Source organism: Arthrobacter sp. NyZ413 (assembly GCF_049390645.1).
In the GTDB taxonomy this organism is placed as follows: Bacteria; Actinomycetota; Actinomycetes; order Actinomycetales; family Micrococcaceae; genus Arthrobacter.
Genome location: NZ_CP155434.1, coordinates 1,325,272 through 1,339,495, shown reverse-complemented (window position 1 = coordinate 1,339,495; position 14,224 = coordinate 1,325,272). Strand labels below are relative to the sequence as shown.

Genomic DNA, 14,224 nt, shown 5'->3' with positions numbered 1-14,224 from the left:
CGAAACAACCTGTTACGCAAGACACGGGAACAGGCGGCCGGTGAGCGGATTATCCGCCCCGTTTCCAGCCGCCTGTCCCTAGTGGCGAGCCGGCCTGAGGCCGGCCGATGCCCGTGTTCAAGACGCCAGCGTTATCTTCCAACCCGCTGGGTCAAGGACCTTCGCCGGCTTGTAGTCGTTGGCGACGTTCATGATGATTTCGTCCAGCGTGGTCTTCGGGTTGAACCCCACCAGCCCGCAGGCCTTGCTGTTGTCCGGAACGCGGCGCCGCATGTCCTCGTATCCTTCGGAGTATGCCTGCTCGTACGGCACCAAAGTGATGGGGCTTTCGCTTCCCACAAGCTCCACGATCCGCTCGGCCAGCGTCAGGATGGAAATCTCGTAGCTGCCACCGAGGTTGAAGGCCTGTCCGTAGGCAAGGGGTTCTTCGGAAATCCGGGTGATGGCCGGAACGATGTCGCCGACGTAGGAGAAGCACCTGGTCTGGTGGCCGTCTCCATAGACCGTCAGGGGCTCTCCTGCGATCGCTTGGCGGACAAGCCGGGGAACCACCATGCCGTAGCGTCCCGTTTGCCGCGGACCCACGGTGTTGAAGAGCCGCACAATGGCCACGGGAAGGCCGAACTGCCGCCAGTACGCGTGCGCGAATGCTTCGTCGATGCCCTTGGCCGCCGCGTAGGTCCACCTCGACTTCAGCGCGGATCCCAGGATGCGGTCTGCCTCTTCCGAGAGGCTGTCCGAAGTGTTCTTGCCGTAAACCTCGCTCGTGGACGCAAGGAGGAGGTTCGCACCCGACTCGAGGACGGAATCCAGGACCACTTCAGTGCCGTGGATATTCGTGCGGAGGCTCTCGAGCGGGTGGTCGACGATCAAATTGACGCCGACCGCGGCTGCCAAGTGGAAGACCCTGTCGGCACCGGCCACAACCTTGTCCACTGCGTCGCGGTCAAGGATGCTGCCCTCGACAAAGTGGAAGTTCCTGTGGCCGATGACCCCTTTGAGGTTCTCGAGGCGACCGGTCGACAAATTGTCCAGGACTGCGACTTCGTCCCCGGCCGCCAAGAGGTGCTCGACAAGGTGGCTTCCTATGAATCCGGCACCGCCGGTTATTGCTGTTTTCATTGCTCCTGCTTCCGTCGGAAATCCGGGGGATCTAGAGGCGGGTTATGTTGTCTGCCTTGGCCAGGCGGTAGGTGGTGTCGAGGACTGCCGGGGCGCCTTCGAGCCACTCGAGGTCTGCCTTGCTGTGCCGCGTGTGCAGGATCACCAGGTCGGCGCCCCAATCGGCGGGTGACTGCTCGGAAGTGAGGATGCCACCGTGGCCGTCGGGAGCGGTCTGGCACCACGGGTCGGAGTACGCCACCACGGCGCCGTCCGCAATGAGCGCTGCGATGATTTCCAGGGCCGGGGATTCACGAAGGTCCTCGACATCCGGCTTGTAGGCGACGCCCAAAACCATGACGCGGGCTCCGGCGACTCCGTGGTTCCGGTCGGACAGGATCCGCCGGGCCTTTTCCACCACTTGGTGGGGTCGGCCGGCAATTCCCGCCATTGCTTGTTCGATGACCGGCGCCGTGACGCGCGCCTTGCGCAATTGCCACAGCAAATAGTGCGGGTCGCAGGGAATGCAGTGGCCGCCGACGCCGGGGCCGGGCGTGAATGGCATGAAACCGTACGGCTTGGTCGACGCCGCGTCAATAACGTCCATGACCTCCATATTGAGTTCATGGCAGATATCGGCGAATTCATTTGCCAAGGCGATATTCACCGCACGGAAAGTGTTTTCAACCAATTTGGTCATTTCGGCAACGTCCGCCGACGGAACACGGTGGACCAGTTTGGTGCTGGCGAGCAAGAGCCTTTCGGCAACTTCGCCGCAGGCAGGGGTCACGCCGCCCACAACCCGCGGAACGTCTTCATGCGAGAACGAATCCACGCCGGGGTTGATGCGCTCGGGCGAGAACGCGACGTAGACGTCCCGTCCGGGGATGAGTCCCCGCGCTGCAAGGGGCAGGGCCAGGAGGTCGCGCGTCGATCCCACGTAGGTGGTGGACGTCAGCATGAGCAGCTGGCCCGCGGTGGCGAACTCGACGACTGAAGCGCAGGCTGCGCGTAGGATGCCGAGGTCCGGGACCAGGTATTCGTCCACCGGGGTAGGCACGCAGACCACAACCGCCGCCGCACGTGCGAGCAGGGACAAATCGCTGCTCAGCATGAAGGTGGGATCCTGGAGTGCGTTGTTCAGCCGCGCCTTGTCCGAGTCCAGGAGGTCAGCCCGTTCCTCGCGGATAACCGCCAGGCGGCCGTCCGATACGTCCAAGCCCAGGACCCGCCGTCCGGACGCGTTGAGGGCCAGGGCCGTAGGCAACCCTACGTATCCCATGCCCACGATCGCGACGTCGAAGGTGAATGCCGGGTCCTGCGTGGCGGTCGTGAGGAGGGATTCCTCCGGCCACCCTGGTGCTGCGTGAAGGGCCTGAGGACCCCTGCTCAACTCTGTCTTTACCCTCGTGTTCGGTGCCATGGTCAGTCGACCTCCCGCTGCCTGTTGTCTCCAGTGTGAAAAAAAGCCGACGGCGAAGCGGCGTGTGCCCTGGTCTCAGAAGGCGCGTCACCGCCCGCCGTCGGCTCGCTTGTGGGGGACCCCGCGTATCGCGGGAGACCGGTCGCATTGGAGCTGACTTCTCGCCGGAATGCCGGCTGGCTTTCCTGTAGCAAAGAATTCTTCCTGCGTTTCATCTCGAGACCCACTTATCCCCAATTGGTGGCGGTTGCCATCAAGAATGAGGATATTAACCAAGGCCAACTCCGGGCGCGAGTGGAATCTACCCGTCTTTCGATGCAGAACCCTTCCCGATGCTCCCCACTACCCGCCCTGGTACTTTTAACCACTTGGGCCGGTACTTGTTTTGCCGCTTTATCCCTGATTTCGGGCACGCTGGTGCTGTGAATTGGCTGGGAATTACTGCGGCCCACGGGAGGGAATACGGGGGTACCAAGTAATCGGGGCAAGGAAAAAGCGTACGAAGGCGGCAACCCGCCTCGCGCGGGTTGCCGACACCGCGGCGCCGTGGAAATCGGAGCAGTCCGGCTAGCCCAAATTGTCCGTTCCGTGGGTGCCGTTAATCAGGTCTTCGCGGTGGCTGATTCCCAATTTGGCGAACATCCGGTACAGGTGGCCCTCAACGGTCCGCAAGGACAGTCCAAGGCTCATCGCAATATCCTTGTTGCTCGATCCTGCCTGCACCAAGGCGGCAATTTCCTGTTCCCGCCTGGTCAGTTTCTGGAGGTCGGGCAAATTGCCCTCTACCGCCGGACCGGCCTTGTCGAGGGCGGCCGTGCGGCGTTTGAGGAGTCTCTGGCCTTCGAGCTGGCGGGCCTTGTCCCCCCTGCTTTCCAGGATTCGGAGGGCGTGGCCGGCGCAATCCGCGGCCGCGAGTTCCATGCCTTCCTTCGCCGCCGAATCACTCAGTTCGATGAGCCGGTCCGCGTCTTTGTGGATGAGCGCCAGTCCGACGCTCAACGCGAATTCGGCGGTCCTGCCTTCGCTTCCCTCCGCTACGGCGACCAGCCGGCGCGCCACGGTCGTATCGCCCAGCCTCAGGACAAGCATGAGGAGGTCGATTTCCGCGCCGATCGCACCGTCCGCTGCCGCTGAATCCGCGAGCGCCATGAGCCGGGAGATCGCCGCCTGCGTTCCGATATGGTCGGCCCTGGCAATGGTCGCGTGGCCCTGGGCGAGCAGGCTGGGATGTATGCCGTCCCGGACCAGGGCGTCATACTCGGCCGAGTACGTCATGACCGTATCCCGGCGCTTGAGGATCGACGCCGCGTAGGCGGCGGCAGCAACGGCGTCGGGCAGGTCGCTTCCCATGTCCGAAACGCGGAGCATGCTGACAGCCTGGCGCAAGCGCGGCAGGGCGACGCCGAGGTCTCCCCTGCGCAGGTCCACCATTCCGGCGGTCAGGTGCAGCATGCCGCCAGCGTAGATCAGCGAGTTGGGCGCTTGCGATATGTGGTTCTTCAGGAACGAGTCCAGAACGTCAAGCTCGCCGGCCTGCTGCAGCGCCGAAACGTAGCTGCGCATCACGAACCCGGAGTACTGGAGGCTCCAGTCGCCGCTCGTGGTCACCATTTCCTGGATCCCCATCAGGATCTGGAGTGCGGAAACCGGCCGTCCGGTGACTGCCATCGCTTCCGCAAGGAGGGTACCGGCGACGAGCCGGGACTCGTCGTCGTCGGTTTCTTTCCAGATCTGGCGCAGTTCACGCTCGGTATCAAGATAGTGGCGTTCCGATTGGAGGCCTTCGAGGGTCAAAAGGCGGCTGCCAAGCTTGCCGAGTTCGAGTTCGCGGGGGTCGATTCCGCGCGGTGATTCGGCGAGCCGGGCGAGGGCGGCTTCCCATTCGTAGGCCGCCTGCTTGATGGCGTTTGGTCCGATGCCCTGGCGGCCGGACAATTGGGCGGCGAGCATCGACGCCTGACGGACTGTCCGCGGATCGTTCGTCCGGTCGACGACGCCGGCGAGCGAGGACACTGATCCGCGGACATCGCCGCGGTACCACTTGGCACGGGCCACTTCCACTTGGGCCGCCAGCTTCAAAGCCGGGTCCTTGATGGCTCCCGCCACGCGTTCCACGTAGCTGGGAATGAACAGGCGGTTCGCCAGCTGCGCGGCTTCGAGGATGTCGGCGTCGGGGACCTTCGTTCCCGATTCCAACCCCCACGAAACGTACCGCAGCAGACCGTCCATGGTCTGCGGCTTGTCCTGCATCAGGTCGAGGATGCGCCGGCGGATGGTCATGCTGTGGGCAGTAGGGACCAGTTGCCGGATGACTTCGCCGACCAACGGCTGGGCGAGCCGGACATGGCGGGCGGGGTCGTCGTCGATCTCGATGAAATGAAGTTCCTGCAACTCATCCACCGTCGCCGCGCTGCACGCTTGCTGGACCACCGCCAGCGGAACAGGTTCCGCGAGCGCCACGGTTTCCAAGGTGTCGCGCTGGGCAACGTCCAGGTGGAGGATCTGGTTGCGGACGAGGTCCATCAACCGCACGCTGGTCCCCCGCAACTCGCCCGAGAGCATCCAGGCCTCGTTGTGGCAGACAAGCTGGCCGAGGGACTTGGCATGCTCGATCAATTCGAGCAGGAACATCGGATTTCCGCCGGAGTACTTGCCCAGGACCGCGCTGGTGCTTTGAACCACGGGAGCATCCAATGCCTGTGCGCACAGTTTGTTGACTTCCGGCTCGCTGAGGGGCTGGAGGTCGAAACGGTCCACGAGCCCTTCGGACCACATGGAGAAGACCTCCGCCGGCGGCGCCGGGTAGGGGCGGCACAGGAAGACGACCTTGGCTGCCTCCGCCGCGGCGAGCTGCGCCAGGACAGCAACGCTGCTGTCATCAATGTGGTGCGCGTCTTCCACGATGAGGACGGCCGGCGCAGGGTGCGGCTGGCCGGCCGGATTCAGCGCCGCCACCACAGCCCTGAGGACGGACAACGGCTCGTTGATCTGCCCCGGCGTCAGCCCCGTCAGGAGGGGCGCCAAGGCTGCGAACGGGACCGAAGCGAGGGTCGGTCCGGCAAAGATCCGGAAGGGGCGGACGCGGTGGCCCAATTCATTGACCACCTCATTGATCAGCGCGGTTTTCCCGATCCCCGCATCACCGAAAAGGAGGACGCCCGGGCCGTTGCCGTCCAAGAGGCAATCGACCACGGCGGACATGACGCTGAAGCGCCCCACCAACGTTTCCGTGGTCACCACCTCAGTCATGACAGGCCGCCTTCCAGGCTGCCGAGGGCGAAGCTAAGCTCCGAGCGCTCCACGATCTTCAGCTTGCCGAAGATCTGGTAGAGGTGGCCTTCGACCGTCCGTACCGAAACATGGAGCTTCGCCGCGATACCCTTGTTGCTTTCCCGCTTGGCGGCGAGCTTCGCGATCTCAAGCTCCCGTGCCGTCAGCTTCAGCCCTTCCTGGTTCCCGCTCTGCGGAGTCCGCAAGCGCTGCCGGCACGTCTCGGCGAGTTGTCTCGCCTGCCTCAGCACGCCGCGGTCCATCTGTACCTGTTCCGAGTTCAGCAAGCTCTCCGCGATGTCGAACGCGAACCGGTCGTTCTGCATGCTTTCGGCCAGCCGGGCCGCGTCCAAGAGCATCTCCGCATTGCCGGAAACGGTGGCCCGTCCGTACAGGGCGCACAGCTCGGCGAACTGGCCTTGGCAAGCCAATGCCGCTTCCAGCAGCTGGGGCGCGGCGGCCACGTGGCCGAGCCGCACGGCCGAACTGAGGCAGAAAATCTCGTGACCCGGGGCGCCTTCGTCGCGGGCGGAGTCGGCCTGCCGGAGAAGCTCCTCGACGGCGGCTTCCGGGCCCTTGAGGTGCTCGTCAGCGAGGGCCCTCAGGTACTTCTGGGTCCGGTCCTTCCGCCACGTCGGCCTACGCACCTCGGCAGCCGCTTCCTTCAGGTAGAGAACGGCCTGCTCCTGCTCGCCCTGCAAAACCGAAGCGTACGCGGCCGCGGTGCACGCGATGTCCAACATGCCTTCGTTGTCCTGGACCCGCAATTGGCTGATCACGGGAACGAGCGCTTCCAAAGCATCCTGCCCCCGTCCTTGGAGGCAGTGGAAAATCGCTTTGGGGAGGTCAATCGCGGTCGGAAGCGCCTCCGCCGAAGACGTCATTTCCGCATCGCCCGGCTGGACCATGTCTCCGGCCGCGTCCCAGTGTCCGGCCAGGACGAAAGCGAACCTCAACCGGGATGCGGCACGCCGCGCCGCCGCGAGGGAAACAGCCGGATCGTGGCAATCGGCCACCAACTGCTCCGCCAGGTCTGCCGCTTCGGATTGCCGGCCCGTCAATGCCCAGGCCTCGCACAGCCAGCTTCCCGCGAGGAGCCGGAATTCCACGCCGTGGGATTCAAAGTCCTGCAGCACCTCTTCGAGCCGGACGGCCATCTCCGCGTAGGAACCGGTGAAGCTCGCCGCTTGCGACTCGGCAAGGACCAGCGCCTCGCGCAGCTCCGCCGTCGAAGTACCGTTACCCGCCTCGTCCGGCAGCGCGACGACCGCCACCTCATCCAGCCGGCGCCGGACGCCGGCAAGTACTTCTGCCGCCAATGCCGTGGTGTCGGGCCGGGCCAGCAGGACCGTGCTTTCGGCCAGCTTGAGCCGGACCCACTCGGACAGCGGCACGTCGTCGAAAGCCTGCTCGCTGCCGCCAAGGTGGAGCTTCAGGACGTTCCGGGCTTCCGTGAGTTCGCCCAGCGTCATCAACGCGCGGGCTTCCTCAGCTACTGCCACCGGCATCCCGGCGTGGTTCGGCAGCGAGCGGACCAGCCGAAGGGCGAGCCGCGCATCAAGCTGCCGGTTCGCGATCGCGGCGGCCACAAGCGTTTCGTCGACCCCGAGCTTCGCCCCGCAGTCAAGGGCCCACGCAGCCATCGAAAGGGTCGTGGACGGTTGCCCGAGCAAGTAGTCCGCGGTCCCGGCCATCATGTTCCGCAATTCGTTGCTGCGGCCGAGCGGGACGTTGGCCCGGACGACGTCCCCGACGAGTTGGCTCTGCAGCCGCACCATCCGGGGAAGCGAGTCGTCCACCACCAGGATGCTGCGCTTTTCGAGTGAATCGACGTCGTCGGAGGACGCGAGCGAAAGCAACGCCTCCAAAGGAACGGTCTTGGCCAGGGAGAGTATCTCCAGGACCTTGCGCTCGCCGCCGTTCATGCGGCCGAGCCGCGTGGTGATGAGGTCGGTGATCGCGCGGCCGTGGCTTTCGCTCCGGGAAGCAAGTACCCACACGGAGTCGCGTACCAGGAGCGCACCGGACTCGGCGAGCTCCGCCGCGAGCATCTTCAAGTAGTGCGGGTTTCCGCCGCTTGCCGCCCACAGTGCATGGGCCGCCGACGGCGAAACCTTGGCGCTCAGCCCCGCCTCGAGCCAGTCGTGCGACTGATGGAACGTCAAGGGCTTGAGGTCGATCCGGTCCAGGAAGCCGTCGCCGCAAAGCCTCGTGATCTCGCCGCAGAGCCGCTGCGGGTCGGTGGCGGTGAGGACCAGCTGCGCGGTGCCGTTCCGGGCCAGTTGGGCGACCGTCATGGCGGCCAGTTCGTCCAGCTCGGAGGCATTCTCAATCACGAGGTACACCCGTTTGCCTTCCGCCCGTTCACGCAACAGGGACGACAATGCGGACAGCACAAGGACGGGGTGGGCCAAGTATCCGGGGTCGAGGTCGCTCAGGAGGATGTTCAGGGCACCGTAGGGCGACCGTGCGAGCGCCGCGCTCCCCCGGATCACGACGACGAAGGAGCTTTCGCGGATCTCGTTGACTGCGCGGGTGGTCAAGTAGCTCTTGCCGCTTCCCGACGGCCCCGTCACCAGGACGCCGCCGCGCGACGCGGCAAGTGCCAGTCCGATGTCTTCAACAGCGGCCCGGGGTGCGATCGGTGGCCAAGCAGCCGGGATGGCCGACTTGCTTTCGGCGCCGTCGGACGCCCCTTGCGCCGACGGCAGGTCGAACGCATGGAACCGGGTTCCTGCCCCGGGCCTGATGGCGTGGACCTTTGATGCACTGCCTGCTGTCAACATGAGCGAGACCCCCAGTGTTCGAGTGGTGACACCCCCCAATTAACCAGCTGGGCGTCAGGCCTACACCAGTAGTGAGTACTCGACTTTCTTCCGGGCAGGTACTCGTATGGCAGGGTGAGTACCCCTCCCGTGCGTGGTAGCTACTCGTTGGCCGCAGTACTGTCCCGCTGAAACCGGAATGTATCCCTGCGCCGCTGGCATTTCGGGGTCAGCCGTTCCCGCCCGTACCACGCGCGAGGTCCGCCGCCCGGGCGAGGTCGTCGCGGCTCGCGATACCCAACTTCGAGTAGCACCGGTACAAGTGGCCTTCAACGGTTCGGACCGAAATCAACAGTTCGTCGGCGATCTGCCGGTCGCTGAGGCCCTGGACCGCGAGATTGACTATGTCCCATTCCCTCCGTGTCAGCTTCGGAACAACGGACTCATGCGGCGATTCCTCGCTGCCCTGGCCCAGTTCCTCGTTGCACCGCGCAAGCCCCGCCCGCGCAATCGCTGACACTTCCTTGCTCCGTGTCTTGTTCGCGTCTTCGAGCGCCGCGGCATAGGCCTTTGCGGCGAGCTGGAAGGCGGACGCCGCGTGGAGTTTCTCCGCCGCGGCCAGGTACTGGTCGGCGCTTCCACCCTTGAGCGCGCGGCCATATTCGGCCAAAGCCTGAGCCCATTCGCCCTCAGTTGCGTCCGCCACTTCGCAGAACCTGTCGAGCCTGCCGGTGTCACCGAGCCCGAGCGCCAATTCCAAGGCATGCAGCTCAAGGAACGTTGCCGATTCCCCCGCAGCTTCGTCCGCGTTCCGGCGCAGACCCCTGATGCCGGACCCGTCGTGTTCCAGGAGTTCGATTCCGGCGTTGAAGAAACTACTTGCTTGGGCCGAAAGCAAGTACATGCAGCGCTGTCCCCAGGTCTTGTAATCCGCCCTGAACCGTTCCGCCTCGGGTGCACCGGCACCGGCCGCCACATAGAATGCCATGGCTGCGCACAACCCGAAGAGGTTCTGCGGATCGCTGTCCCGCAGTGCTTCCAAACCGGCGGTCAGCATGGGCAAGGCATCAGCGGTTTTTCCCTGCCGGACAGCTACGTAGCCCAGCACTACGTAAGCGGCGCCGCCGAAGGACGCCGTGGCAGTTCCCGACGATTCGTAATAGGCGTCCACAAGGCCCTGGGCGTCGCTCCAGTCACCGGACGCCAAGGCGCAAACCACGTGCCGCGAAGCAATGAACTGCGGAAGGAAGAAGACGTCGTTGTCCGGGGGCTGTTCCAGGACCGCGGCTTCCAGGGCCATCTGCCGTCCTTGGCGCCCGAAGCCGAGGGCGCACAGCATCTCCGCTTTGAGGGCGAAGGCCAAGGCCTTGAACAGGACGGTCAAGGCCACGTCCACCGAGTCGAGCCGGCGGAGCACACGTTCCAAGCCGTCCGCCATCGCTCCGTACGTGCCCTCAAAAGATGCCACGAGCAGATCCATGAGGTCCGCCACGACGGGCACGGCTGCCTTCGCGTCGGGAGTCTGCTGGCCTTGCAGCGCCGGTTGCTGTCCGCCCCATTCCCGCAATTGCCCGGCGTCGGCTTGGATCAGGGACGGGTCTTGGCCGATCCCGGCCCGGATGACCGAGCGGAGGAGGCTGCCGAAGATCACGCGGGACGATCCGGCGTCGCTGTCGGTCGTATCCAGGGTGAGGACGGCGGCTGCCTCATCGCGGCGTCCAAGATTGAAATACGAGCGCGCCATGACGGCCTGCGCAACCGCGTGCAAGGGCATCTCGCGAACAGCGTTGGCCATCCGCAGTGCGGCCTCGTTTTGCATGAGCTTGACCGCGAGGACCGCTGCGCGAAGCAATAACCGGTCAGGCACGTCCGCGCCGCAGTCCAACGACCACGTGACCATCCTTAGGAGCGAGTCCGGGTTGTCCTCCAACACGTCCATGCGCGAAATGATTTGCCGGTGCAACTGGAGGCTCTGCGCGGCAGGCACAAGGTTCCGGAGGACCTCGCCGTAAATCGGGTTCACGAGTCGGATGCTCGGCAAACCGTTACCGGCTGGAACCACCAAGCGCTGGTCCAGCAATTCCTGGACGGCGTCTTCGCCGGCTACGACGTTGATCAGCGTGCGGTCCACGGGTTCCGCGAGGGCGATCAGGCTCAAAGCCTCCCGGCCTTCGGATGAGACCCCCAGGAGCTGTAGTTCGACGACGGCTTCAAGCCTGACGGTGTGCACCGGCACCGCGGCCGTCTTAAGCCACACTCCGTTCCGCTGGACCAGGCCGCCCGACGCTTCGGCCTCCCGCACGAGCGTCTTCAGGAGCAAGGTATTGCCGGCCGCCTGGGTCCAAAATCCGCGGCTTGTATTGTTGAGGACAACGCCGCCCAGCAACGCCTCGCACAATTCATGGCCCTGCTCCGCGGTCAACGGTTCAAGCTCGAACCATTCGGCCGTTCCCTCGTGCCACAACCGCAGGAGCGGCTCGGGAACGCCGGAAGAGGGGACGAACGCGGCAACCATCTTTGCCCAACCGGCCTGGAGGAGCTCCGTGAGAATCTCGCACGTGGCGTCATCCAGGTAGTGGGTGTCGTCCACCAGAAGCAATGCCGGTCCGGAACCTGTCCGGATACCCTCCAAGTGGTCCCACAAGGCACGCAGCACGGCCACGCGGGACGAGATGTCGGCAATTGGCAGCTGGGCAAGGAACGGAGCGAGTACCCCGTACGGAACCGCTGTGAGTGACGGGCTGCCGTGGATATGGACTACTGCCCTGTCGCCGCCGAAAGCGCTGTCCAGTTGGGCAAGGAGGGTTGACGCCCCGAGGCCGGTTTCACCGACGACGAAGACGGCGGTACAGTCATCCGCCCTGATGGCGCCGGTAATCCCCGGCAGGAGCTGTCCAAAGTCCAGCCACGGTTCACTCTGTCTTGCACCGCTTTCGCCCCCAAGACCATGCACCGACGCAGCGGTGTCACGGCTGTGCGGTTCCTTCAAGCTCGCTCCTTGATGAAATGCCCATTTTCGTGAAGATCTGGTAGAGGTGGCCCTCAACCGTGCGTACGGATACTTGCAGTTGGTTGGCCACCTCTTTGTTACTCAACCCCTGACTCGCCATCTTTGCAACCTGCCGCTCCCGTTCCGTCAGCTCGGGTCCAAAGCTGTGTGGGGTCAACGGCAATACAGGTACCGTGCCCACCAGGCGGTCGAGCCGCTGTTGCGCCTGCCGCGCGGACGCCGAGTCTCCCACGTCCCGCGCGATGTCCAGTGCCAGCACGGCGCATCGCGCTTCCACTGCGTCCAGGTTCAATTCCTGGGCCACCGAGGCTGCGAGGAGCAGGGTCTTCGGTTCCTTCTTCCGGCTGCCTTCCGCCACCATCCGGTTAACGGCCGCCATCTTGCCCTGGCGCCTCGAGGACACTTCCTCCAACAGCAGGAGCTCCTCTTCCGTGCCGTGGACGGTTGCCCCGAAAAGGCTGATGGATGCCGTGGTCGTGCGGCCCTTCGCAAGGTCCCGGGCGGCGGACTCCATGAGGCCCTGCTTGGCGCCCGGGTCCTTCAGCCAGCGCCGTGCCATCTTGACGCAAAACTCGGCCATCCACGCGGGAAACCACGCGGTTTCCGACTGGCTGTTGTCGGCCAGGTCCAGGAACGTCCGGGCTTCCTTCACGTCGCCGGCTTGGGCGTAGGCGAAGGCCAAGGCCGAATATGCCAATGAGGGTCCATAGTAATTGCGGCGGATTTCCAATTGCGCTTGTGCCCCCAGCAGGGTGTCGATCGCAACTGCGGCCCGGCCGGCGTAGGTGTATGCCACGCCGAGGGCGAGCTCCGCGGCGCCGCCCAGATAGTGGATGTTCTTCGGCTGCTGGTCGAGGGTCTGCGTAAGCATCCGGGCGAGCTCTTCCCATTGCCCGCTGCACAGCAAGGCCGCGAACAAGCCTTCGGAAAGCCAATTGTGCAGGCGCGGTTGTGCTTTGGCGCGCTGCAGCTTGTGCCTGAGTTCGCGGGCGAGCTCAACGGCTTCCATCTCGCGGCCAAGCACGGCCCACGCCATGATCAGGAGGCTGCCGCAATTGAGCCTTTGCTCAAGGTCGGTGCCGTCCCGGTACTCTTCCTCCAACGCCCCGGCAACCTCTGCGTACTCGCCTTGGTGGACTTGGAGTTCGAAGCTGGCGAGCCGGAGCACGCCGCGCGCCCGGGAGATGTCCGCCGTGTCCGTGCCGCTTTCCTGGGCACGCCCGTCCAGGTCCGCGAAAGCTTCGGCCACGATTCCGGGGATACGCAAGTGCCCGTCCGGGACCCACAACAGCGCACTGCAAAGTTCCTGGACGTAATCGGCGTACTCATATGCGGAAAGGCTTTGAAGGTGTTCGGGGGCCACCGCCTCCAACGCCGCAACGGCAGCCTCGTGCTCGGCAAGCATCACGTGGGAAACACACCGCTGTTGCGCTGCTGCCACCCATTCCTTGTCATCCGGGGTTATCTGCCGGGCGCACTCCAAAGCGAACCAGGGATCGAATTGCCGGTTCGCCGCCGTCGACGCCGCCAAGGCCACCGCGGGCTCCAAGGGTTCGCGGCAATTCAAAGTGGACGCGGCAAAGCCGAGCAAAGCCTCGGCGTCGAGGTCCCGCCAAATGCTGCCTATCACGCCTGCGGCAAGCCTGCGCAATTCGTTCCGACGCGGCAAGTCCATCCATCCGCGCATGACTTCGCCCATGTAGTCATCACGCAGCGATACGCGCCTGGGTCCCGAAGACTCAATGCGCAAGTACCCGGACCACTCCATTTCGGCAACCGCGGAAGGCTCGAGGACGTCCAGCAACACCGCCAGCGGGGCCGTGCGGATGAGGGCCATCAATTCAAGCGCTTCCTGGACGGCCGGCCGCTCTTTCGCGAGGCGCGAGCGGACCAGTTCGGTCAGGACTTCGGCGGATGACAGGTGGATTTCGCCCTTCATCGCCCAGACCTGCCCGGCCAGGTGCAAGTTGCCCGAGCGAAGCTGTTCGGTAACGATGGCCTGGAGCACCAAGGGGCTTCCCCCGCTTGCCGCGTGAAGGGCACTCGCAGCGGTGGCCGTGACCCGGTTGCCGAGGATCCCACCGAGCAGCTTGGAGACCTCCGAGCGGGAAAAGACCTGCAGTTCAACCTCATCGAGGAGCCCGTCTTTGAGCAACCTGATGAGGTCTTCCGGCATATCGGTCACTTGCCGGACGGTGACGAGCACCTTTGCTACGCCGCTGATCAACAACTGGACCAGGACGGCCGTGCTCATGCTGTCCAAGGAGGGAAGTTCCGAAAGGACCACCAGCACTTCACGGCCCGCGGCATCGGAATGTATCAGGTGGGAAATGCCGTGGATGACGGCTCCCGGGTTATCCGCGACCTCCGCGGGAAGCCGCGCGAGCAAATGCGCCATGGAACCGAAAGGGGCTTCGGCATCAGCGGAGCCGTGGAGGTGGAGGACATGGACTTTCGAATTGAGCCGAGCTTCCACTGATCGTGCGAACGTCGCCTTGCCGGCGCCAGGCGCCCCGACCACCACAACGCCATAGACGTCGGGGGTGCTGAGCGAGTCAACCACCGTTTTCTGAAGGTCCTGACGGATCAGTGACGACCATTTTCGGCGTTCTGCAGCCCCCAAGGCTTGGCGGTCCGAAGGAAGCCGCACCCTCA

Annotated in this window: 6 protein-coding genes; all 6 read right to left on the bottom strand. The window is 64.7% G+C overall.

The annotated features are described in order from the left end of the window. Positions 1-117: 117 nt before the first annotated feature. Positions 118-1,122: a dTDP-glucose 4,6-dehydratase gene (locus ABCW42_RS06340; RefSeq protein WP_423184046.1), complete on the bottom strand. Its 1,005-nt coding sequence runs from the start codon at positions 1,120-1,122 to the stop codon at positions 118-120. Between the two features lie 31 nt (positions 1,123-1,153). After that, positions 1,154-2,524, bottom strand: coding sequence for a nucleotide sugar dehydrogenase (locus tag ABCW42_RS06335; RefSeq protein ID WP_423184045.1), 1,371 nt, complete (start codon positions 2,522-2,524; stop codon positions 1,154-1,156). 567 nt (positions 2,525-3,091) lie between these two features. Then, the gene (locus ABCW42_RS06330) at positions 3,092-5,773 is read right to left on the bottom strand and encodes a LuxR C-terminal-related transcriptional regulator (RefSeq protein ID WP_423184044.1); all 2,682 of its coding nucleotides are present in this window, start codon (positions 5,771-5,773) and stop codon (positions 3,092-3,094) included. Beyond that, on the bottom strand, positions 5,770-8,580 hold the full coding sequence (locus ABCW42_RS06325; RefSeq protein WP_423184043.1) for a LuxR C-terminal-related transcriptional regulator: 2,811 nt from the start codon (positions 8,578-8,580) through the stop codon (positions 5,770-5,772). The genes ABCW42_RS06330 and ABCW42_RS06325 overlap by 4 nt, the downstream gene beginning before the upstream one ends. 208 nt (positions 8,581-8,788) lie before the next feature. Then, complete coding sequence (locus ABCW42_RS06320) at positions 8,789-11,548, bottom strand: LuxR C-terminal-related transcriptional regulator (protein ID WP_423184042.1); 2,760 nt, start codon at positions 11,546-11,548, stop codon at positions 8,789-8,791. Beyond that, positions 11,526-14,132 carry a LuxR C-terminal-related transcriptional regulator gene (locus ABCW42_RS06315; RefSeq protein ID WP_423184041.1) on the bottom strand — a complete coding sequence of 869 codons (2,607 nt, stop codon included), beginning with the start codon at positions 14,130-14,132 and terminating at the stop codon, positions 11,526-11,528. The genes ABCW42_RS06320 and ABCW42_RS06315 overlap by 23 nt, the downstream gene beginning before the upstream one ends. Positions 14,133-14,224: the final 92 nt, after the last annotated feature.